Origin of the sequence: Aurantimonas sp. A3-2-R12 (assembly GCF_036016755.1) — a bacterium.
GTDB classification, from domain to species: Bacteria; Pseudomonadota; Alphaproteobacteria; order Rhizobiales; family Rhizobiaceae; genus Aurantimonas; species Aurantimonas coralicida_A.
Window position 1 is genome coordinate 37,631 of the sequence record NZ_JAYXIH010000024.1, and the last position, 20,356, is coordinate 57,986.

Genomic DNA, 20,356 nt, shown 5'->3' on the forward strand with positions numbered 1-20,356 from the left:
TCAAAGCCCTCTTGCCCGCGCCGCCGACGAGACGAACCCGTCGATCGCCGCGAAGAATTCCGGCTCGTCGAGCAGGAAGGCGTCGTGCCCCCGGTCGGTCTCGATCTCGACGAAGGACACCGACGCGGCGGCGGCGTTCAGCGCGTGGACCACGGCGCGGTTCTCCTCGGTCGGAAACAGCCAGTCCGACGAGAACGAGACCAGGCAAAAGCGCGTCGTCGCGTCGCGGAACGCCTCGGCGAGGCTGCCGCCGTAATCGGCCGCGATGTCGAAATAGTCCATCGAACGGGTCATGTAGAGATAGGAATTGGCGTCGAAGCGGTCGACGAAGGTCATACCCTGATGCCTGAGATAGCTCTCGATCTGGAAATCGGCGTCGAAGCCGAAGCCGAACGACTCGCGGTCCTGCAGATTGCGTCCGAATTTGCGGTGCAGCGCCGTCTCCGACAGATAGGTCACATGCGCCGCCATCCGCGCGACGGCGAGCCCCTTGTGCGGCCGCTTGCCGACGGCGTAGTAGCGTCCGCCATGCCAGTCGGGATCGGCCATCACCGCCTGCCGTCCGACCTCGTGAAAGGCGATGTTCTGGGACGAGTGGCGCGCGCCGGTGGCGATCGGCAGGGCGGCGAAGACCTTCTCCGGATAGCTGACCGTCCATTGCAGCACCTGCATGCCGCCCATCGAGCCGCCGATGACGGCGAACAGCGTGTCGATGCCAAGCCGCTCGACCAGCATCGCCTGCGCCCGCACCATGTCGGGGATGGTGATCACCGGCAGGTCGAGGCCGTAGGGCTCACCCGTCGCCGGATCGATCGAGGCCGGGCCGGTCGAGCCCATGCAGCCGCCGATGACGTTCGAGCAGATGACGAAATATTTCGACGTGTCGATCGGCTTGCCCGCGCCGATGATCGAGGTCCACCAGCCCGGCTTGCCGGTCACCGGCGACTGGCTGGCGACATAGTGGTCGCCGGTCAGCGCGTGACAGACGAGGATGGCGTTCGTCTTGTCGGCGTTGAGCGTGCCATAGGTGTTGTAGGCGATCTGGAACGGCGCCAGTTCCCGGCCGGCATCCAGACGCAGCGGCTCGTCCGCGCCGAAATGGGCGACGGGGCTCGACGGATGGTTCGCCTCGCGGCTGCCGGCCGCGTATTCCAGGTCTTCGGTCGAGGCTTCGACGCTCATGTCTATCCCGCTTGATGATGCGCACCGGCCGGCACGGCTTGGTGTCGTGGCGACCGGCGGTGTTCGGGTTAAAGGCACAGATACGCATTCGCGCCCGCTGCGGCAATCGTCGCGCCGACGGGGACGCGAAACGCGACGCTTTGCCAAGCGAACGAAGGGCCGGTAGAAGCACTGCGCAAGACCACAGGGAGTTCGAACGCATGAGCGGAACCGTCACCGCCGACCCATCGCGGCTCGCGGAACTGAGAGCGAAGATCGACGCCATCGACGAATCCGTGCATCGACTGCTGATGCAGCGCGCCAGCGTCATCGACGAATTGATCGAGGTGAAGGGCACGGCGAAGAACGGCGCCGCCTTCCGGCCCGGTCGGGAGGCCGACATGATGCGCCGGCTGGCCAAGCGCCACGAGGGGCATCTGCCGCTGACCGCGATGGAGCATCTGTGGCGCGAGATCATCTCCACCTTCACCGCCCTGCAGGCCCCGTTCGAGGTCGTCATCGCCGGTGACGGCGACCGCGTCGCCAGCGCCGAGACGGCGCGGTTCTATTTCGGCTTTTCGGTTCCTCTGTCGATCGCCGCGTCGAGCCAGGCGGTGGTCGCTTGCATCGAAGCCGGCGGCGACAAGCTCGGCATCCTTCCGATCGGCGCGACCGGCCATCCGTGGTGGCAGGGGCTCGGCTCGGCGCAGATCGTCGCGCGGCTGCCCTTCTTCGATGAACCGGGCCGGCCAGCGGCGACGCCCGCGCTGGTCATCGCCCCGCCCTTGGCCGATCCGGTGTCGCCGGAGATCGCCTGTTTTTCCGTCGATGGGCTGACGACGATGCCGGAAGTTCCGGACGACCTGACGATCATCGCTGAGGCGCCCTACGGAACCGACCGCTTCAGCGTCCTCGTCGCGACCGAAAAAGACGCGACTTCAGTGGCCGCTGCGCTCGGTCCCGGCCTCGACATCCGGCCGATCGGGGGCTATGCGGCCCCGTGCCGGTCCCTATCCTGATGCGCCTGTCGTGGCGCGACGGCGTCGCGATCGACCCGCACTCACCAGCGCCTGCAATCACCAGCGAAAGTACACGGACGATGAGACCCGTTCCGAATAAGGGCGTCCTCGACATCGAGGCCTATGTGCCGGGCAAGAGCAAAGCGCCGGCCGGCGTGACGCTCCACAAGCTCTCCTCCAACGAGACACCGCTGGGCGCCTCGCCGGCAGCGCGTGAGGCGGCGCTGGCGGCCTTCGCGCATCCCGAACTCTACCCCGACGGACAGGCCAGCGAGCTGAAGCGGGCGATTGCCGAGGTGCATGGCCTCAACCCGCAAAACATCCTCTGCGGCAACGGCTCGGACGAACTGCTCGGGCTTTTGTGCCAGTGCTATCTCGCGCCGGGCGACGAGGCGATCCACACCGAGCACGGCTTCCTGGTCTACCGCATCCAGATCCTGGCGCGCGGGGCGACGCCCGTCGTCGCGCCGGAGACCAACGCCACCGCAGACGTCGACGCGATCCTTGCGCGAGTGACCGAGCGCACCAGGCTGGTTTTTCTCGCCAACCCGAACAACCCGACTGGCACCTACCTGCCCTTCGAGGACGTCCGGCGCCTGCATGCCGGCTTGCCGGGCAATGTCGTCCTCGTCCTCGACGCGGCCTATGCCGAATATGTCCGGCGCAACGATTACGGCGCCGGCGTCGAGCTGGTCTCGTCCTCCGAGAACGTCGTGATGACCCGCACCTTCTCCAAGATCTACGGCCTCGCCGGTTTGCGGATCGGCTGGCTGTACGGGCCGGAAGCGATCGTCGACGCGCTCGACCGGGTGCGCGGGCCGTTCAATTTGAACGCCGCGGCCATCGCCGCCGGCGCTGCGGCGGTTCGCGACCGCGGCTTCATCGAAAAAGCCGCCGACCACAACGCCCGCTGGCTGGAATGGACGACCGACGCGCTCGAAAAACTCGACCTGACCGTGACGCCGAGCGTCGGCAATTTCGCCCTGGTCCACTTTCCCGACACACCCGGCCGCACGGCGGCGGAGGCCGACCATTTCTTGAGCGCGCGCGGCTTCATCCTGCGTCGGGTCGGCGGATATGGCTTTCCGAATGCCCTGCGCATGACCATCGGAACCGAGGAAGCCAATCGCGGCGTCGTCGCGGCGCTCGGCGAGTTTCTCGGCAAGGGGACAGCATGAGCGAGCCGCTATTTGAGCGCGTCGCGCTGATCGGCATCGGCCTGATCGGCTCCTCGATCGCCCACAACATCCGCGCCCACGGCCTTGCCCGGCATATCGTGATCACCACGCGGCGCGCCGAGACGCTGGAACGGGCCGAAGAACTGAAGCTCGGCGACAGCTACCATCTCGACGCCGCCGAGGCGGTGCGCGGCGCCGACCTCGTCATCTTGTGCGTTCCGGTCGGCTCCTGCGGCGCGGTGACCAAGGAGATCGCCGGGGCGCTCAAGCCCGGCGCGATCGTCTCCGACGTCGGCTCGGTCAAGGGCGCGGTGGTCCAGCAGATGCGCCCGCATTTGCCGGAGACCGTGCATTTCGTGCCGGCGCATCCGATCGCCGGCACCGAGCAGTCCGGTCCCGACGCGGGCTTCCGCGAACTGTTCGAGAACCGCTGGTGCATCCTGACGCCGCCCGACGGCACCGACGCCGAGGCGATCGACCGGCTCAAGCGCTTCTGGGAAGGCTGCGGCTCGACCGTCGAAATCATGACGCCGGACCACCACGATCTGGTGCTCGCCATCGTCAGCCATGTGCCGCATCTGATCGCCTACAACATCGTCGGCACGGCCGCCGATCTGGAGACGGTGACCCAGCAGGAAGTGGTAAAATTCTCGGCCTCCGGCTTTCGCGATTTCACCCGCATCGCCGCGTCCGACCCGACCATGTGGCGGGACGTGTTCCTGACCAACCGCGAGGCCGTGCTGGAAATGCTGGCGCGGTTTTCGGAGGATCTGGCCTCGCTGCAACGGGCGATCCGCTGGGGCGACGGCGACACGCTGTTCGAGCTGTTCACCCGCACCCGCGACATTCGCCGCGGCATCATCGAGGCCGGCCAGGACACCGCCGAGGTGGATTTCGGCCGCGAGCACGGCAAGCACGAGACGGGGACGACGGAGTAGACGCATTCTTTCAGTTGCCGCTCGACGACGGCTTGGTGGTTGCGGCGACTCGGCTGGATGCTCTCGGCATGAGGGCCGCGGATGGCGCGCCGACCTGGCTTCGTCGCATCTTCGGCTCGGGCTCTGCACCCCCAGGATCACGGAAGCATTGAAAGATCCTACGGCCAGGCGAAGAGATCCAGAAAATCGCAATTTCGCCGTGCCATCATCAACCCAATGATCAACGCTATGACCCCGGCAATCAGCGCACCGATCAGCAGGAACCACAAGGTGAACCAGCTGACCGCCCACGCAATGACACATCCAAGCGCGCACCAACCGAACATCCATCCGAGAATGCGCATGCGCCGGCACCAGCTGACATTGCAGACCCAAGTGTAAACCGCTAAAGCCGCAACAACAGCGACAAGCGCTATGCCGAGCGCCACCCATAGCGCCGTCGACGCCGGGAACAACGTGAACGACGCGATCCACAGGCCGATGAAGGCGAGGACCGCGAGCATCAACAGCAGGTACAACCAGCCGCAGAGGCTTGGCCATACCCAATCGTCGTCGTCATCATCGTTCGGCGGATTCTCGACCGGCGGCTCCTCGACCGGAGGGTCTTCGGCGTCATCTGCGCTCGACAATGTCACCGTGCCCGAGACCGCCGGGCAGCATCCGTTGACATCCACCGTCACGAGGATGGTCAGCGAGGCGCCATTGCCCATGAGCGTGTAATTCGCGGTGACCCCCGAACCGACCTGAAACGACCCGTTTGCGTCCTGAAAATTATAGATGTTTCCGGACGCGACCGGGGATGTCACCGTCACCTGATAGGTTCCGCTTGCCAGCCCGGTTGTGGCAGTGACCAACTGCCCGTCCTTTCGAACCTCGAACACCGCCTGCGTTGAACAATTGCCTTCTTCGCGATCCGGCAACCCGATCGAGCGTGCGATCGGCGGGCAATTCGGGGTGATCACCACGACTGAGAGGCTCGCCGGGGCGGTTCCCGCGGGCAAACTGAATGTCGTCGGATTGGTCGCGGGGAGCGACGAGGCCGTACCGCCCAGATCCAGCGTCCAGAAAATCTGGCTTCCGGCCGGAACGCCGGTTGCCTCGGCGCTGTAAGCGCCAGAGGAGAAGCACGGGACGCCCGGCGAGACCACGACGCCATTGCTGGTCAAGATAATACTGATCGCGTTGGCATCGGGGCATGGCTGTACCGGGTCATCCTTGCAGACGAGAGCCACCGTGGCTGTCAGCGTGCAGGTCGGATCACTTGCGCAGGTCAACGTGACCGTCACACGGTCGCCGCACTGGATGTCATGCCCATTGTCGAAAGACGCAATCACCAGGCGCGTCGGCGTACCATTGAAATCGCTGATGTTCGCACCGGGCTGTACAGTCGTTTCGAATACCAGATTGTTCGAATTGTCGAACACCTGAACGATGACTGAGCCGCAGTCGAGCGTGACCCGGCCAGAAGCCGTGATCGAACCCGGTATGCCCTGAGCATTGAGGGCATCACCGCTGGCCTGAATGTCGAAGAACTCGCACATGGCTATGCCCCTAGGGTGACCACATCGCGGAATACAACGCGCCCGGGCGTGGTGCGCCGCGGCTTTCCGCGGTTTGCTGGCCGATGGAGAAGCGGTGGGGCGCGCCGAACAGACGGAACTCCTCGATCACCGTGCCCCAGGTGTAGAAGGGCGTCATCGCGGCCGAATTGATGGCATGCCCCACCTCGTGCGATGACACGTTGGCTCCCAGGAACGGGCCGGGAGCAAACGCCGGTCCCACATAGGTGAACACGGCAACGTTGAAGGCCGTCACCGGAGCGGGCGCGCGCGACTCGACGATGCCGGAGGTGAGATCAAGCCTGATGCCCGCAGCCGTGCCCGTGAATAGGGTGATCGCACGGAAAATCAGGAAGATCAGAAAGCCGATCAGATTCCCAAGCCAATGTACGGGCAACAGCCAGCTCATCCACGAGATCACTCCCTGGAAGAACGCGTTTCGCCGGATTGCCGTGACGAGAGACAGGATTGGCAGGAACGACAAGATCGCAAGGATCAGGACCGGCGGAATCGCCAAGAATGGACTGAGAATGGCGAAATTGATGATCGTTGCCGTGCCATGCCCGAAGCCGCGGAAGAAGATCTGGGTTCCGGTAGGCGGGATCGGGTTTGCCGCCGGTGGTGTACTGGTGGTGCTGGTCAGGCCGGTGGAGGACTGCGCCGGAATGGACAAGAGCCAGAAAACAAGGATGTTGAGGAGATACCAGACAATCGTGGCCAGCCACACAGGCAGAGCGGAAAGCAGCCCGGCAACCGCACCGGCAAGCGACAGGAATGGCGTCAAGAAACCGGGTACAGCGGCGCCAGGGAATACGATTGCGACAAGCATTGACCCCGAAAATGCGCCGTATAGAAGACCAACCAAGGCCCCTAGTAAAGCCATCGCAGATTTCCTGCCAAAGGGTAAGCGTACGCGCAATCTAATTTTTTTTCAATATAAAGACGAAATCGACCAATTTTCGGCATGGATTGCTTCATTGCCCCATGAGTTCCGGCTGATTCGGGTCGATTGGTTTTGCCGAACGCAAAATTTGAAAGACAAATCTCCGATTTTTTAATATTCCCTTACGGAAAAGTTTTTGCGCCGGCGGCGTCCGTTCAGGGCGTATCCAACCTGGTCAGCCCGACCCGAACGAATGGCTGCAGCCGGGATCAGCCCGCCGCCGCGAGCATCGTGGGGGTTGCGATGCTGGGGCCCGCCATCATCTCCACGACAGCCGCGCCGTCGATCGGTCTGGCGAACAGATAACCCTGGCCGTCATCGCATCCTGACAGCCGGAGCATTGCCGCCTGCTCAGGCGTTTCGATCCCCTCGGCGATCGTCGGGATGCCCAGACCGTCGGCCAGAGCCATGATCGAATGCACCACGGCGATTGCGCGGTTGCTAGTCAGAATATCCATCACGAAACTTCGGTCGATCTTGATCTTCGAGATCGGAAAGCGGTGGAGATAGCCGAGCGACGAATAACCGGTGCCGAAATCGTCCAGCGCCAAGCTGACCCCGATCGCGAGGAGTTCGTCGAAGATCGCCTTGAGTCCGTCGCTCTCCTCGACGAAGGCGGATTCGGTGATTTCCAGTTCGAGCCGCTCCGGCGGCAGACCGGATATATCGAGCGCCTGGCGGACAGCCGCGACCAGATCGCCGGTTTCGAACTGGATCGCAGAGACGTTCACCGCGATCTTGATCGGCAAGGGCCAGCCCTTGGCTTCCCGGCAAGCCGTATCGAGCACCCAGCCGCCCAGTCGATGGATCAGGCCCATTTCCTCGGCGACCGGAATGAAATCAACCGGCGAGACGAAGCCGCGCTCCGGGTGCTGCCAACGCACGAGGGCTTCGGCCCCGACGATTTTCCCGGACGAAAGACAAAATTGCGGCTGGTAGACGAGGCGGAATTCGTTGTTCTCGAAGGCCTGAGTCAAGTCCTCCTCGAGCTTCAGCCGCTCCAGCCGGTCGCCATCCATAAAGGGCTCGAAGGCAACGACCTGCTCGGTGATTGATTGCTTGGCGCGATACAGCGCAACATCGGCGTGGCGCATCAACGAAGTCACCGTCGCCGCCTGGCCATCCCACCAGCTGATCCCGACGCTGGTACCGACGCCGATACGGTGCCCGGACAGGAAAAACGGTTCGCAGATCGCCTCTACCAGCGAAGCCGCCAGGAATCGTGCGGTTTGAAGGCTCGCCGCCGGGACGACGGCGGTGAACTCGTCACCGCCGGTCCTGGCGATCAGCAAGGCCGCGACCAGTGTTTCCTGGGCGCGACGCGCGGTCTCCTTAAGCACCTCATCGCCAATTGCATGGCCGAGCGCGTCATTGACGGCCTTGAAACGATCGAGATCGAAGGACACCAGAGCCACCCCGCCGTCCGGCGTCGGCCCGCTCAAAATGTTCTCCAACAGTTGCTCGAGGGCGCGACGATTGCCCAACCCCGTCAGGCTGTCGTGCAACGCCATGAACCGTATGCGGTCATGCGCCTTCTGACGTTCGGTGATGTCGCGCAGTGTCAGTGTGGCGTAGACGATATCGCCAGAAGTCTCCCCCGGCCGATCGGCAAATCCTGACAGCCAGAACGGGACGATCGAATACTCCACCACCCGCTCTGCACCCGTGGCGAAATGAAGGACGTGCACCGCCGGCTTGCCGGCTCCCTCGCCGCGCTCGAACGCCGCGACGATATCTGCGACATGTTGTCCGATCTGCGCAGGCAACTCGTCCAGCCGGTCTGCGCTCTCAAGGCCGAGCAGCTCCAGTGCCTCACGATTGATGCGGGTGACTTGCAAACGTTCGTTCAGGATCGCGACGCCGTGAAATCCATCGTCGAGGACACGTTCGAGCACGCTCTGGCTGTTGGCTGCCTGGGTCCGGGCGATCCAGAGCCGCACGCGACGAAGACCAAATTCCCGGAAAAGCACCCAGATGGAACAGGCAGCCAGGAGCACATGGATGGCAGCGGTTTCCAGTACGATCGCATGGCCGTTCTGCAGGTAGAGTGCCAGCATTTCAGCCGTGACGGCAAGACCGACAAGGGCGGCGATCGCATAACGGGAGGACAGACGAACGGCGCAGGCGAACACGATGAATGCCATTCCAGCCAGCACGAACCACGGCGTGGCGAGGAACGTCAACGCCCGCTCCTGAAGCAGGGACTCGGTGGCGAGCGCGATGACCGTCGATCCGGAAACGATGCCGCTGACGGGAACGTCAAAGAGGTCGCGGAGCTCGATCGCACTGGCGCCGACGATCAAGGTTTTTCCCGCGAGCGACTCGGGCGCGACGCGATCCCTCAGAAGATCGACATAGGAAACGCGCGGCAGTCGCTCGGCGGAAATCGCATAATCGATCCCGAACAGGCCCGTCCCAGCCTCGCGGTCAGCCAGCAGGGAGGGCATCGAGGTCAGGGTTTCCCCGTTGGCGTCGATAGCGAAAGGAAACCGTCTGACCTGCCCGTCGCCATCCACAGGGACGTTGACGCCGGCCGGCCAGGAATTTTGCAAAAAAAGCTCGATCGGAAACGAAGCGCGCACCGCCATGCCAGCCGCCGTATCGGCCTGGACGAAGGATGCGAGGAAGGTCTCTATTCTGGTCTCAGCGAGGGCCGCGGCGAAGGCCCGGTCCTGTTCCGGCGTCGATACGGTGCTGAAATCGATGTCGAACGCGACGCGGGCCGCGCCGGCCCGCTCCGCTGCCCGCAAGAGATCGCCGTGTAATCGCCGCGGCCAGGGCCAAACGCCGATTTCGGCAAGGCTTCGGGCATCGATGTCGACCAGGACGACATCGCCGGTCGGCGCAATCGACTGTGTCTGGAAGCGCAATTCGGCAAGACGATCGTCCACCGTTCGCAAGAACCCGGAAAGGCTCGCAAAGACTATCGCCGCGGCGACGAAGACCCCCCCCGCCGTGCGCCGCAGCACCGCAGGATTCCGCTTACCGATGGGTGAAAACCAGGCCATACGCGTCCTTGCAAGAGGCCACCAGGGCGATGTGGCGGAGCTTATTTCTTGCCATTGCCGCCGCCATTTCCACCGCTGTTGCCGCCGCCGTTTCCACCGCTGTTGCCGCCGCCACTACCGCCACCATTGCCGTCGCCGTTACCGCCACTATTGCCACCGCCGTTGCCGCCGCCGTTTCCACCGCCGTTTCCGCCGCCGTTGCCGCCGCCATCGCCGCCACCGTTACCATTGCCGTTGCCGCCACTATTCCCCCGGGCACCTGAGCGGGCTTCGGCACTGTTTCCCCTGGCCTCGCCATTTTCCCTGCCGTTGCTCTTGTTTGTGTCCGACTTTGGCCCGGTCCGTCCGCCGGCCTTGAAATCAGCCAGGTCGCGACCGAGAGGAGCCACGGCGGAGGGGGCGGGCTTGCCCGGCCGCACACCGGGAGCGTTCTGTCCCGCGGTCTCCAATCCCGCGCTGGATGCGGCAACGCTGGCCGACTGTCCTGCTCCGATCGCCGCCTTTTCACCGCTGCGCAAATCGCTCACCTGAACCAGTCCGCTCGACACATCGATGCTGGTGGTGGATTTGGAGACATCGACAGTGAATGTCGTGCCCTTGACGACAGCCGCTATATACGGCGTTTCGACGAGGAAATGCGGCCGCCGGCGCTTCTCGACGTCGAACTTGATGCTGCCCACTTGCTGGATGACGCGGGTCTTGCGGTTGGAGCGGGAGGGCGCCACGACCGCGACGGTGCCAGGCGCCAGCGACATGACGTTGTTATCGCCGACTAGCCGCACCCGGCCGTTCCGCGACGTCTCGACCGTGACGCCCTCGGGAACCGCCATATCCACGCTGAGCCGCACGGGGTCTTTGCCGACTTCGAGGGCCCAGGCTCGTCCCGAAATCCGATCGACGACCCATTCGCCAGCGAACGAACTCTGGACAGGAGCCAGAGAGAGAAGACCAAGCAGAAACAGAAAACCAAAATGACGCATGAGAACACCCGCTGGCGAGAAAGATCAGGTTCATTATGCAGCGGCAGGCATTACGGGGGCATGAATCCCCAGAGCAAACAAACGGTGAAACAATCGCTTAAATATATCGCCAGCTCATCAAACGCGAAGCGGCCCTGCACGGCCGGGCGACCGCGCTTTCGAAATCGCTATTCGGCGGCGCCATACGACATTAGCGGCGACGGAAGATGCTGCCTCGCGAAGGTCGCTTCGCCTCACCGTATCGCCGGCACCTGACCCAGCGGAATTACGCCGGCCGAGAGATTGCCGTCGCGCAGGCTGAGCGCGACGACGTTGCGGCCATTGTCCTGACGGCCGACGAAGCCAATCGCCGAGGCGAGCGATTGGGCGACGGACCGAAGCTGCGGCGCTGCCTCGGCAACCAGCGCCGCGATCCGCTGCGGGTCGGCGACGGCGAGCTCGAAATCGCCGGACAGAATCCCGTCTGCTGCGACCATGAAATCGCCCGACAGTTCGGCGCTGGCGTCACCGAGATCGAGCTTCAGCGAGCGGAGCGTGCCGGCGCGGCCCGCAAGCGCCTCGCCAAGCGTGTGCCCATCCATATGACCGGCGAGCCAGTCGGCGGCACCGGTGATCGTCAGGTCGGCGCTGGCGTCGAATACCGGCAGGGCGGGCGCGTCCGGCGCGAGGACGCGCCCGACCGCACTGGAGACGGCAATGTCGAGATCGTCGGCGCGGCGGCGCGCATGCGCCTCGAACCGGTCGGCCTCGAACAGCGGCAGACGACCGGCTGCCGGCTGCGCCAGCGCCACCACCGGCCGGTCGGCGACCAACGCGACCTGGTCCATTCCATCGCTCCAGAAGCTGGCGCTCGCCTGTGCCAGTTGCCAGCGAATGTCGAGCGGCGGCGTCTGCTGCGCATCGACGATCAACGGGCTGTCGAGTTCCGCCACGACGCGATTTGGCCGGTAGATCTGGGCGGCGGTTCGAAGCGCCCCGGCGGTGGCGCGCAAGCCCTGTCCGCGCGCGTCGCCCGGCGCCTCGATGGTGACTGCGTCGCAGCGGAGGCCGAGTCGGAACGGATAGCCAAAAACGGTGCGCCCTGGGCAGCCGATCTCGGTGCCTTGCACGCGGGCGTCCGCGATGACCTGCGTGACCTGCGCCTCGAGCTGACCGGCGAGGTAGTACCAGGCGCCGCTGAGTCCGCCGGCGAGAAGCAGCGCCACCACGCCGACCCAGACATAGGCTTGTCTCGCTCTCGAAGTCTTGTCGCTTGACGCCGCCATGCCATTACCCTTTTTGAGCCCCGGTCGGGATGAACTGACGGACGGGGCATTTTGAGGGCAATGAACGATTTCTGGGTGTTTGGCTACGGCTCGCTGATCTGGCGGCCAGGCTTCGAATTCGAGGAGCGGGTCAAGGCGCGGCTGGCCGGCTATCACCGCTCGCTCTGCGTGCGCTCCTTCGTGCATCGGGGCACGCCCGAGCGGCCGGGCCTGGTCTTCGGCCTCGACCGGGGTGGCTCCTGCGTCGGCATGGCGTTCCGCGTCAGGGGAGCGACGCGGGAGGCGGTGGTCGATTATCTGCGGGCGCGCGAGCTCGTCACCCATGTCTATCGGGAGCAGACCCTGCCGGTGCGCCTCACCGACGGACGCAATATGCGCGCTCTGACCTATGTCGTCGATCGCGGCCACAGCCAATATGCTGGCCGCATGAGGCCCGAGCATGCCGCCACGCTGGTCCGCCGCTCGCACGGTCAGTCCGGCGCCAATGTGGACTACGTGACCAGCGCCCTCGACCACATTCGCGAGATGGGGTTGCGGGACCGCTGGCTGGAAGACGTCGTGGCCCGGCTATAAGGCTAGGGCGGTAGGCGCTGAGCACGTCAGGTGCCCAGGCGGGATGGCTCCGGCGGCGGAGTGCCGTCACGGTGTTGGGCTTCGGCCAGGAGGTCGTCGGACCGGGTCTCGATCGCGTGACGGAGCCGGTCGAGAAAATCGACTCGTGTCAGGCCCGGCTCGATAGGCTCCAGAATATCCGCCCGAATCGTCCCCGGACGGCGGATGAACTGGCGGCGCGGCCAATACAGGCCGGAATTCAGCGCCACCGGCACGACGGGCAGTTGCAACGCCTCGTAAAGGCGGAACACGCCTTGGCGATAGTCGGCCTCGGCGCCCGGCGCGGTCCGGGTGCCTTCCGGGAAAATGACGATCTGGCGACCCTCCGCCACGGCCTTTTCGGCGCCTTCGATCATCGAGGCGACGGCCCCCCCGCGGCGTGCCCGGTCGACCGGGATCATCGCCATGCGCTTGAGGTACCAGCCGAAGAACGGGATCGCGAGCAGTTCCTTCTTGAGGATGAAGGTCGGCCGGTCGAGATCGGGCAAAAGCGCGAAGACGTCCCAGAACGATTGGTGCTTCGCCGCGATAATCGCCGCCTCGAACGGAACGTTCCGCTTGCCGGTAATCGACGCGCGGATGCCGGCGACATGTTCGAGCAGCCAGAGGCTGGACCGCGCCCAGTTCTTGACGATCCCCCAGGCCTTCTCCTCGGAGATCACGAAGAAGACAGGCGAGAAGAGCAGCAATTGGCCGACGAGGTTGAGATAGAACAACACGTTGAAGACGAGCGAGCGCAGCATGGTCATCAAAGGGATCGCTCCGGCGGCAATCGGTGAGGGCGCGCGACGCAACCGGCGCCGCTGGACATCGCCGGAGGCTTTACGCCGTCGACATCGGAAAATCGAGAGACGCGCCCCGATCGCGGACGATCCAGGTGCGCGACGATGGCCATTTCCCCTTCAGGGATCGATGCGCGCAATTTGGGTGGAAACCGCGTCGGGCTGACCGACGCCGAGGATGAAGCTGGCCCGGGCTGCTACCAGTTTGATATATTCGGTGACCAGGACCCGCGCGCCGACGCCGTTCGGCAACTGGTTGGCGCGCCACAGATCATTGCGCCTGACGGCGTAAGGGGTAACCGAGCGCAGCGTATCGATGCGCGCGAACTCGCGCAGCGAGCGCGGCATATGATAGTCGCTGGTCACCAGGATCAGATCCTGGAAGCCGTGTTCGCGGGCCCATCGGCTGGCAATCTCGGCATTGCCCACGGTCGTCAGCGCTGCACGGTCGATGTCGACGCAGCAGTCGAACCAGGAGGGATCGGTGCCGGTCATGCGCGCCAGCGTCTTGGCACTGGTGTCCGGATTGACGCCGCTGATGAGCAGGCGCCGGCCGCGTCCTTGCGTGAGCAGGTCGATGGCCTGATCGATGCGTAGCGCGCCGCCGGTCAAAACCACGATGCCGTCGGCGGATTCGACCGGTCCGGGGCGCGACAGCAGGCTGACCTCCTCGGTGAAACGCAGGAACCCACCGGCCAGATAACCCACGACCATCACGAACAAGGCGGCGAACGTCAGCAAGACACGCCGCCGACCGGGGGAGCGCCGCATGCGTCGCGATAGCCGAACACCGCCGGCTTCCATCTCGGGAGACCAAGCCGCCATTGTCATCTTACGATTGTCGTCCCTGAATGCGGCATCGTGTAGGCAAACCTTTGTCGGCGGCGTTCCGCAGAGCTTGTGACAACATGGTTAACGGCATCTTACCGCTCTACCGGCGAAAGCATGTCGATCGCCGCCAGATGGCGCATGACCGTCAGACGAGACGTAAACGCGGTTAATCCTCCGACGGTTGCAATCAGCACGACGACCCCGACATAGCCCATCCAGCCAATGGAAAACGACCCGAACAGCGCGCTGATCTGGTCGGCCTCCGGAGTTGCGCGGTTGCTTGTCGTCCACATCCCCATGGCGGCGAAAAGGACCAGGGCCACCGCCCCGCCAGCCACCGCCCCGACGAGCCCGAGGCGCAGGAAATGACGCTCGAACTCGCCGGCGATGAAGGACGACCGTGCGCCGACGAAATGCAGCACCTCGATGATCTGGCGATTGCCCGACATCGCGCCGCGGGTGGCAAAAACGACGGTGAGCACCGTTGCGATGAGCACCAGCGTCAGCACCGCGACGCCGACGAAGACTGTCGCCCGCGCCATGGTGACGAGGCGCGACACCCACGCCCGGTGATCGTCGAGCTCGGCCGCGGGAACCGCAGCGCGCAGCCGCGTCGCCAGCGCGAAGAAATCCGGCGGCGCGTCCTCGTCGATGGTGATGATCACGAGGCGCGGCACCGGCAGATCGTCGATATTGAGACCTTCTCCCAGCCACGGCTCCAAGAGCCGCGCGGTCGCGGCATCATCGAGAATCGTCGCATCGGCGATACCCGGCGTCGCCAGCGCCAGATCGCGAATGGCGACAAGCGTCGCCGCCATGTCGCGGCCCTCTTCCGGCTTCACCTGAACGGTGATCTCGCGGGAAATGTCGTTCTGCCATTGGGAGGCGGTGTCTGAGACGAGGGTGACGGCGCCGACCGTGAGGCTGGCGAGAAACGTCATAATGGCGATCACCGTCATCAGCGCCCGTCCGGCGACGTTCGCCGGCGGCACGATCGGGGTTTGGTGCTCGCGGCCCGGCCGCCCGGCGAGGCGCGCGACGAATGCGCGAAAATCCACCCATCGTTCCGTCAATTCAATCATAGATGTCCAGACGGCCGTCGGAGAGAACCAGGCGGCGGGCGGAGACCTGCTCCATCAGGTCGAGGTCGTGCGTAGCGATGACCACCGCCGTCCCGGTTCGGTTGAGTTCGAGAAAGAGCCGCAGCAACCGGCGGGCCAGCGGCGGATCGACATTGCCGGTCGGCTCGTCGGCCAACAGGATGTCCGGCTGGTCGATCAGCGCGCGGGCAATCGCGGCGCGCTGCTTTTCGCCGCCCGACAGGACCACCGGCGATGCATTCAGCCGCTCGCCCAAGCCGACCCATTTGATCAGGTCGATGACGTCCTGCCGATAAGAGGCCTCGTCCTTGCCGCGCACGCGCAGCGGCAGCGCCACGTTCTCGTAGGTGGTCAGATGCTCGAGCAGGCGGAAATCCTGGAAGACGACCCCGATCCGCCGCCTAATCGACGGCAGGTCCTTGCGCGCCAGCGTGGAGGCGTCGCGGCCGAGAACCGTGATCAGGCCGCGGGTGGGCTTGAGCGCGAGAAACAGCATGCGCAAAAGGCTGGTCTTGCCCGCCCCGGACGGGCCCGTCAGGAACTGGAAAGACTGCCGCTTGACCTCGAAGGAGAGGTCGCGAAGCACCTCCGGCCCCATATCGTATCGCAGCCCGACATTTTCGAACCGAATCACGTCGGAGCGCTCCCATCTCGTCGTTGTCGTCCGCCCAGCATGCGTGCGACTGTGTTGTTTGTTGGTCGCGCAAACGTCAACCCCGCACCGCGAACGGCGTGGCTTCACGGTTTGTTAAGCATGATTCCTTACCGGTTCCTGAACAAGGCAAAACAGAGGATGCGATGACCGAGTTTGGCGGCACATCCCAGGCAACGGCGGGCCGAACGCCGGCGGGACGACGAAGCGCGCTTTCCGGCAAGATCGCCGGTCCGCTCATCGATGGAACGGCCGAGGTGACGACCCGCCGGACGCTGCAAAAGTCCGCCGCGGAGATCGAGGCGGCGCGCCGCGGTCTGACGATCGAGCCCGACGACGCCGAGCCATCGCCGGCGCGGGCGTTTTTCGGACAGCGCGGCACGCGGGCATTCCGCGGCGAGACCGGATTCTCCGGCCCGCGCGACTTAGCACCCGACCTCTTCTCCCAAGCCTTCGCGCCCTCCCATTTCGTCTCCCCAGCCCCGTCCGAAGCGGCGGAGCGATCGATCCTGGCCCGCGCCCGTGCCATGCGGCTGCGCAACGCAGCCCTGGTCGTCGGCGGATTTCTGATCGGCCTTTTCGCCGTTCCCGCGCTGCTGTTGTCCACCCCGCGATCTCCGATCGCCGCGCCTTTGGCCGATTCGAGCCTTTCCGGCCTCCTGCTCCGTGACATCGAGGCGAATATCGCGCCGCGCGGCGACGGCGCCGTTCTTTCGGTTGCCGGGATCGTGGCCAACGAAACGGCGACGGCGGCGCTGCTTCCGCCGCTCCGCATCGTGCTGACCGGGCCGGGGGGCGATCTTCTCACCAAGCCGCTCAGGGCCGGCGTCGAACGGCTGGCTCCCGGCCAGTCGGTGCGCTTCGTCTCGGCCCTGGCGGTTCCTGCCGGCATCGCGGGCGACGTCAGCGTCCGCTTCGACGACGCCGGAAAGCCGCGCCCATGATCACCGTCCGGGGCAAGCAGATCGCGACCCTGTTCGACCAGGATCGGATCGCGGCGGAAGTCGCGCGCGTCGCAAACGACATCGCGGCGACGCCGTCGACGGACCTTCTGGTGATTTCGGTGCTGAAGGGCTCGTTCGTGTTCGCCGCCGACCTGATCCGCGCGCTGCACCACGCCGGCCTGGCGCCGGAAGTCGAGTTCATCACGCTATCCAGCTATGGCGCGGGAACCGAAGGCGGCGAGGTGCGGGTACTGCGCGATATCGAAAGCGCCGTTGAGGGCCGCACCGTCCTTCTCATCGACGACATCCTGGAATCGGGGCGGACGGTCAAATTCGCCCGCGACCTGATGCGCTCGCGCGGCGCCAAGGAGGTGAAGATCGCCGTCCTCCTCGACAAGCGAATGCGGCGCAAGGCCGACATCGAGGCCGATTATGTCGGCTTCGACTGCCCCGACCATTTCGTCGTCGGCTATGGCATGGATGTCGGGCACGCCTTTCGCGAGCTGCCATTCGTCGGCCGCGTCGTCGAATAATCCACAGGCGCCGAAACCATTCGTCAGCGATTGGTATGTACTGGTCAGCTACACGTCAGTTTCGACGTCTACTGGCATAAGGTGGTTTTGCGTATGGTCAAAGCAGGAGGCTTTGAGTGGCACGAATTCTGATCGCGGAAGACGATCCGAGTGTTCGCGTGCTGGTGTCGCGTGCCCTTGGGCTCGAGGGTCACGAGGTGACCGTCGCCGAGGATGGCGAGTTGGCGCTCGATATTCTGGTCGAATGCGACGGCGATTTCGATTTCGTCCTGTCCGACATCCGCATGCCGGCGATGACCGGAATCGAACTCGCGCACGAGATCGGCGCCTCCTGGCCCGACCTGCCGGTGCTCCTGATGACCGGCTACGCCGAGCAGAAGGAAGCCGCGGACGACCTGGCGGCGATCATCGAGGGCGTCGTCGAAAAGCCGTTCTCGATCGTCGAGATCCGCCGCGAAGTCGGGCGCATTCTCGCCGAGCGGGCGGCCGCGAAACAATCGGACGAGAACGAGGATACGGGCAACCTGTCGATCCGCCGCTGCGCCTGACCACAGATCCCGCGCCGACAGGTCTCAACCCGGAAACGTCAGCGCGAGAAGGTCGCCGCGCGGAGCCGCATCGTCCCGACCACCGAGCAGGCGATCGACATCGTCATGAGTGGCCCGCCAGATCGGCACCGCCTCGACGAGCAGGTCGCGGCCAGCCTCGGTCAGCGAGAGGCGGCGGCTGCGCTTGTCCTTCGTGTCGGGCAATATCGTCAAAAGCCCCCGCCGCTCGAGCGGTTTCAGATTCGCCGTCAGCGTCGTGCGGTCCATCGCCAGCAATGCCGCCACGTCACCGAGGCGCGGCGGCTCGGGCCGGTTGAGCGAGATCAGCAGCGAATATTGACCATTGGTCAGACCCACGGGTTTCAGCGCCTCGTCGAAGCGGCGTCCGATCGCCCGCGCCGCGCGCTGCAGATGCAGACACAGGCAGCGGTCGCGGACTTCGTGGGTCGTGGCCAGGGGGAGATCGTCGCGCATAACAATCATATTATGTTGACATCAACGTTTTTGTCCACTTATTATTCCGGACCACCACAAGAGGGAGCCCGGTTCGTCTATGAACGTCTATATCAATTTGCCCGTTGCCGACCTTGTCCGATCGCGTCGCTTTTTCAGCGTGCTCGGTTTCGAGTTCAACGATCAGTTCAGCGACGCCACCGCGCTCGCCATGCGGATCAGCGATACCTGCTTCGCCATGCTGCTGACGCACGAGAAGTTCGCCAGCTTCACGCCCAGGCGGATCGCCGATGCCCGCGAGACCAGCGAAGTCCTGACCGCGCTGCAGTTGGAAAGCCGCGAGGCGGTCGACCGGCTGACGGACATGGCGCTCGCGAGCGGCGGCGGCGTGGTGCGCGATGCCGAGGACCACGGCTTCATGTACGGCCGCGCATTCGCCGACCCCGACGGCCATATCTGGGAGCTGTTCTGGATGAATGCAGAGGCCATGGGAGGCGACAAATGAGCGACAAGCCGCAGGTGCGCACCTGCCTGTTGTTCGACGGCCGGGGCGAAGACGCGGCGAAGTTCTATGTCTCGCTGCTGCCCGACAGCCGGATCGAGGACATCGTGCGCCCCGGCCCGGACGGCCCGGCGCTGGTGGTGGAATTCACCCTCGCCGGTGCACCTTACATGACGCGGAATGCCGGGCCGCAATTCGCGCATACGCCGGCCGCGTCGATCTCCGTTCTCACCGCAGACCAGGCTGAAACGGATCGGCTCTGGGATGCGCTGCTTGAGGGCGGCGGCAGCGCGGGGCACTGCGCCTGGCTCACCGACAAATTCGGCGTTTCCTGGCAGATCGTCCCGGACGCCGTTCCGCGGCTGCTGGGCGCGGACGACAAGGCTGCCGCCATGCGGGCGCGTGATGCCATGATGACGATGGGCAAGATCGATATCGCCGCGCTGGAAGCGGCATTTGAAAACGCGTGAAGGAGGAAGAAAGATGAGCAGCAACCCGAAATCCGCCGCCGAACTCGCCGCCAATTTCGGCATGCATTCGGTCAGCCCACATCTCGTATGCCGGGGTGCGGCCGATGCCATCGCCTTCTACGAGCAGGCGTTCGGCGCAACGAAGATGATGGTCCTGCCCGGACCGGACGGCAAGATCATGCATGGCTGCGTCTCGATCAACGGTTCGTCGGTCATGCTCGTCGATGAAAACCCCGAATACGGGCTGAAATCGCCCACGCTGCTCGGGGGGAGCCCGGTGACCATGCACCTGATCGTCGACGACGTGGACGCCGACCGCCAAGGCCCTCGCCGCGGGTGCCACCGTGGTGATGCCGATCGCGGACATGTTCTGGGGTGACCGCTACGGCGTCGTCGAGGACCCGTTCGGGCATCGCTGGTCCATCGCCACCCCCACGCGCGAACCGATGACCGAAGCAGAGCTGCGGGACGCCGCCAAAAGCGCCTTCGCCTGAACCACACCAAACCGGGAGAAAACCAATGGCCTATATCGACGGAATGATCGCCGCGGTCCCGACCGCCAACAAGGACGCCTTTCGCGAGCACGCCGTGAAGGCGGGGGCGATCTTCAAGGAGCACGGGGCGCTGTCGCTGACCGATTGCTGGGGCGACGACGTGCCGGAGGGCAAGCTGAACTCCATGCACACCGTCGTGATGCGCAAGCCGGATGAAACGGTGGTGTTTTCCTGGATCGTCTGGCCATCGAAGGCCGTGCGCGACGCGGGGATGCAAAAGGTGATGGAGGATCCGCGCATGCAGGCGGGGACCATGCCCTTCGACGGCAAGCGCATGATCTTTGGCGGGTTCGAGGTGATCGTCGAGGGATAGCGGCCACTCCT

General features: G+C 64.8%; 24 protein-coding genes. 13 read left to right on the plus strand and 11 right to left on the minus strand.

The window, feature by feature from the left end; all coding sequences use genetic code 11:
- Nucleotides 1-1,182, minus strand: a complete 1,182-nt coding sequence (gene metX / locus VSX60_RS13580) for a homoserine O-acetyltransferase MetX (RefSeq protein WP_327624748.1) — start codon at nt 1,180-1,182, stop codon at nt 1-3.
- Nucleotides 1,183-1,382: 200 nt separating this feature from the next.
- Here metX and pheA point away from each other — a divergent pair, with 200 nt between their 5' ends.
- From pheA to VSX60_RS13595, 3 genes are all read left to right on the plus strand, one after another.
- Nucleotides 1,383-2,180, plus strand: a complete 798-nt coding sequence (pheA, locus tag VSX60_RS13585; protein ID WP_327624749.1) for a chorismate mutase — start codon at nt 1,383-1,385, stop codon at nt 2,178-2,180.
- 80 nt (nt 2,181-2,260) lie between these two features.
- Nucleotides 2,261-3,358, plus strand: a complete 1,098-nt coding sequence (gene hisC / locus VSX60_RS13590; RefSeq protein ID WP_327624750.1) for a histidinol-phosphate transaminase — start codon at nt 2,261-2,263, stop codon at nt 3,356-3,358.
- Nucleotides 3,355-4,296, plus strand: a complete 942-nt coding sequence (locus tag VSX60_RS13595) for a prephenate/arogenate dehydrogenase family protein (RefSeq protein ID WP_327624751.1) — start codon at nt 3,355-3,357, stop codon at nt 4,294-4,296. The genes hisC and VSX60_RS13595 overlap by 4 nt, the downstream gene beginning before the upstream one ends.
- A 158-nt stretch (nt 4,297-4,454) precedes the next feature.
- Here the strand turns inward: VSX60_RS13595 and VSX60_RS13600 are convergent, their stop codons facing one another.
- Together VSX60_RS13600 and VSX60_RS13605 are read right to left on the minus strand one after the other, a co-directional pair.
- Complete coding sequence (locus VSX60_RS13600) at nt 4,455-5,837, minus strand: hypothetical protein (protein WP_327624752.1); 1,383 nt, start codon at nt 5,835-5,837, stop codon at nt 4,455-4,457.
- Between the two features lie 10 nt (nt 5,838-5,847).
- Entirely contained in the window at nt 5,848-6,582 is a 735-nt protein-coding gene (locus VSX60_RS13605; RefSeq protein WP_327624753.1) for a hypothetical protein, read from the minus strand.
- Here VSX60_RS13605 and VSX60_RS13610 point away from each other — a divergent pair.
- Nucleotides 6,569-6,913, plus strand: a complete 345-nt coding sequence (locus VSX60_RS13610; RefSeq protein WP_327624754.1) for a hypothetical protein — start codon at nt 6,569-6,571, stop codon at nt 6,911-6,913. The genes VSX60_RS13605 and VSX60_RS13610 overlap by 14 nt on opposite strands.
- 94 nt (nt 6,914-7,007) lie before the next feature.
- Here VSX60_RS13610 and VSX60_RS13615 read toward each other — a convergent pair whose 3' ends face one another.
- From VSX60_RS13615 to VSX60_RS13625, 3 genes are all read right to left on the minus strand, one after another.
- Nucleotides 7,008-9,767 (minus strand): EAL domain-containing protein, encoded by a 2,760-nt coding sequence (locus VSX60_RS13615; RefSeq protein WP_327624755.1) that lies wholly within the window; start codon nt 9,765-9,767, stop codon nt 7,008-7,010.
- A gap of 80 nt (nt 9,768-9,847) precedes the next feature.
- The gene (locus VSX60_RS13620; RefSeq protein WP_327624756.1) at nt 9,848-10,786 is read right to left on the minus strand and encodes a FecR family protein; all 939 of its coding nucleotides are present in this window, start codon (nt 10,784-10,786) and stop codon (nt 9,848-9,850) included.
- Between the two features lie 233 nt (nt 10,787-11,019).
- Nucleotides 11,020-12,051 (minus strand): DUF2125 domain-containing protein, encoded by a 1,032-nt coding sequence (locus VSX60_RS13625; protein WP_327624758.1) that lies wholly within the window; start codon nt 12,049-12,051, stop codon nt 11,020-11,022.
- A 60-nt stretch (nt 12,052-12,111) separates the two neighbouring features.
- On the opposite strand from VSX60_RS13625, the gene VSX60_RS13630 reads away from it, so the two are divergent.
- Nucleotides 12,112-12,624, plus strand: coding sequence for a gamma-glutamylcyclotransferase (locus VSX60_RS13630; RefSeq protein WP_327624759.1), 513 nt, complete (start codon nt 12,112-12,114; stop codon nt 12,622-12,624).
- A gap of 26 nt (nt 12,625-12,650) precedes the next feature.
- Here VSX60_RS13630 and VSX60_RS13635 read toward each other — a convergent pair whose 3' ends face one another.
- The 4 genes from VSX60_RS13635 to ftsE form a co-directional block, all read right to left on the minus strand.
- On the minus strand, nt 12,651-13,415 hold the full coding sequence (locus tag VSX60_RS13635) for a lysophospholipid acyltransferase family protein (RefSeq protein ID WP_327624760.1): 765 nt from the start codon (nt 13,413-13,415) through the stop codon (nt 12,651-12,653).
- Between the two features lie 150 nt (nt 13,416-13,565).
- Complete coding sequence (locus VSX60_RS13640; protein ID WP_327624761.1) at nt 13,566-14,186, minus strand: YdcF family protein; 621 nt, start codon at nt 14,184-14,186, stop codon at nt 13,566-13,568.
- Between the two features lie 182 nt (nt 14,187-14,368).
- The gene (locus tag VSX60_RS13645; RefSeq protein WP_327624762.1) at nt 14,369-15,358 is read right to left on the minus strand and encodes a cell division protein FtsX; all 990 of its coding nucleotides are present in this window, start codon (nt 15,356-15,358) and stop codon (nt 14,369-14,371) included.
- The gene (gene ftsE / locus VSX60_RS13650; protein WP_327624763.1) at nt 15,351-16,010 is read right to left on the minus strand and encodes a cell division ATP-binding protein FtsE; all 660 of its coding nucleotides are present in this window, start codon (nt 16,008-16,010) and stop codon (nt 15,351-15,353) included. The genes VSX60_RS13645 and ftsE overlap by 8 nt, the downstream gene beginning before the upstream one ends.
- A 164-nt stretch (nt 16,011-16,174) precedes the next feature.
- On the opposite strand from ftsE, the gene VSX60_RS13655 reads away from it, so the two are divergent.
- The 3 genes from VSX60_RS13655 to VSX60_RS13665 all read left to right on the plus strand — a co-directional run bounded on the left by VSX60_RS13655 (nt 16,175) and on the right by VSX60_RS13665 (nt 18,053).
- The gene (locus tag VSX60_RS13655) at nt 16,175-16,972 is read left to right on the plus strand and encodes a hypothetical protein (RefSeq protein WP_327624765.1); all 798 of its coding nucleotides are present in this window, start codon (nt 16,175-16,177) and stop codon (nt 16,970-16,972) included.
- Nucleotides 16,969-17,505, plus strand: a complete 537-nt coding sequence (gene hpt, locus VSX60_RS13660) for a hypoxanthine phosphoribosyltransferase (protein ID WP_327624766.1) — start codon at nt 16,969-16,971, stop codon at nt 17,503-17,505. Before VSX60_RS13655 ends, hpt begins: the two co-directional genes overlap by 4 nt.
- A gap of 116 nt (nt 17,506-17,621) precedes the next feature.
- Nucleotides 17,622-18,053 carry a response regulator gene (locus VSX60_RS13665; RefSeq protein ID WP_327624767.1) on the plus strand — a complete coding sequence of 144 codons (432 nt, stop codon included), beginning with the start codon at nt 17,622-17,624 and terminating at the stop codon, nt 18,051-18,053.
- 24 nt (nt 18,054-18,077) lie between these two features.
- On the opposite strand, the gene VSX60_RS13670 is transcribed toward VSX60_RS13665, so the two are convergent.
- Nucleotides 18,078-18,527: a MarR family winged helix-turn-helix transcriptional regulator gene (locus VSX60_RS13670; protein ID WP_327624768.1), complete on the minus strand. Its 450-nt coding sequence runs from the start codon at nt 18,525-18,527 to the stop codon at nt 18,078-18,080.
- A gap of 79 nt (nt 18,528-18,606) precedes the next feature.
- On the opposite strand from VSX60_RS13670, the gene VSX60_RS13675 reads away from it, so the two are divergent.
- The 5 genes from VSX60_RS13675 to VSX60_RS13695 are packed head-to-tail and all read left to right on the plus strand — an operon-like array spanning nt 18,607 to nt 20,345.
- Nucleotides 18,607-19,011, plus strand: coding sequence for a VOC family protein (locus VSX60_RS13675; protein WP_327624769.1), 405 nt, complete (start codon nt 18,607-18,609; stop codon nt 19,009-19,011).
- On the plus strand, nt 19,008-19,478 hold the full coding sequence (locus VSX60_RS13680; protein WP_327624770.1) for a VOC family protein: 471 nt from the start codon (nt 19,008-19,010) through the stop codon (nt 19,476-19,478). The genes VSX60_RS13675 and VSX60_RS13680 overlap by 4 nt, the downstream gene beginning before the upstream one ends.
- A 13-nt stretch (nt 19,479-19,491) precedes the next feature.
- Nucleotides 19,492-19,857 carry a VOC family protein gene (locus tag VSX60_RS13685; protein WP_327624771.1) on the plus strand — a complete coding sequence of 122 codons (366 nt, stop codon included), beginning with the start codon at nt 19,492-19,494 and terminating at the stop codon, nt 19,855-19,857.
- Entirely contained in the window at nt 19,844-19,972 is a 129-nt protein-coding gene (locus VSX60_RS13690; protein ID WP_327624772.1) for a hypothetical protein, read from the plus strand. Before VSX60_RS13685 ends, VSX60_RS13690 begins: the two co-directional genes overlap by 14 nt.
- A gap of 25 nt (nt 19,973-19,997) precedes the next feature.
- Complete coding sequence (locus VSX60_RS13695) at nt 19,998-20,345, plus strand: DUF1428 domain-containing protein (protein ID WP_327624773.1); 348 nt, start codon at nt 19,998-20,000, stop codon at nt 20,343-20,345.
- Nucleotides 20,346-20,356 lie beyond the last annotated feature (11 nt).

Bases quoted from the DNA above. Each gene is read 5' to 3' on its own strand.
- VSX60_RS13675 (WP_327624769.1), top strand. From the start codon at position 18,607: ATGAACGTCTATATCAATTTGCCCGTTGCCGACCTTGTCCGATCGCGT.
- metX (WP_327624748.1), bottom strand. From the start codon at position 1,182: ATGAGCGTCGAAGCCTCGACCGAAGACCTGGAATACGCGGCCGGCAGC.
- pheA (WP_327624749.1), top strand. From the start codon at position 1,383: ATGAGCGGAACCGTCACCGCCGACCCATCGCGGCTCGCGGAACTGAGA.
- hpt (WP_327624766.1), top strand. From the start codon at position 16,969: ATGATCACCGTCCGGGGCAAGCAGATCGCGACCCTGTTCGACCAGGAT.
- VSX60_RS13680 (WP_327624770.1), top strand. From the start codon at position 19,008: ATGAGCGACAAGCCGCAGGTGCGCACCTGCCTGTTGTTCGACGGCCGG.
- hisC (WP_327624750.1), top strand. From the start codon at position 2,261: ATGAGACCCGTTCCGAATAAGGGCGTCCTCGACATCGAGGCCTATGTG.
- VSX60_RS13695 (WP_327624773.1), top strand. From the start codon at position 19,998: ATGGCCTATATCGACGGAATGATCGCCGCGGTCCCGACCGCCAACAAG.
- VSX60_RS13655 (WP_327624765.1), top strand. From the start codon at position 16,175: ATGACCGAGTTTGGCGGCACATCCCAGGCAACGGCGGGCCGAACGCCG.
- VSX60_RS13625 (WP_327624758.1), bottom strand. From the start codon at position 12,051: ATGGCGGCGTCAAGCGACAAGACTTCGAGAGCGAGACAAGCCTATGTC.
- VSX60_RS13600 (WP_327624752.1), bottom strand. From the start codon at position 5,837: ATGTGCGAGTTCTTCGACATTCAGGCCAGCGGTGATGCCCTCAATGCT.
- VSX60_RS13645 (WP_327624762.1), bottom strand. From the start codon at position 15,358: ATGATTGAATTGACGGAACGATGGGTGGATTTTCGCGCATTCGTCGCG.
- VSX60_RS13670 (WP_327624768.1), bottom strand. From the start codon at position 18,527: ATGCGCGACGATCTCCCCCTGGCCACGACCCACGAAGTCCGCGACCGC.
- VSX60_RS13595 (WP_327624751.1), top strand. From the start codon at position 3,355: ATGAGCGAGCCGCTATTTGAGCGCGTCGCGCTGATCGGCATCGGCCTG.
- VSX60_RS13620 (WP_327624756.1), bottom strand. From the start codon at position 10,786: ATGCGTCATTTTGGTTTTCTGTTTCTGCTTGGTCTTCTCTCTCTGGCT.
- VSX60_RS13690 (WP_327624772.1), top strand. From the start codon at position 19,844: ATGTTCTGGGGTGACCGCTACGGCGTCGTCGAGGACCCGTTCGGGCAT.
- VSX60_RS13630 (WP_327624759.1), top strand. From the start codon at position 12,112: ATGAACGATTTCTGGGTGTTTGGCTACGGCTCGCTGATCTGGCGGCCA.
- VSX60_RS13685 (WP_327624771.1), top strand. From the start codon at position 19,492: ATGAGCAGCAACCCGAAATCCGCCGCCGAACTCGCCGCCAATTTCGGC.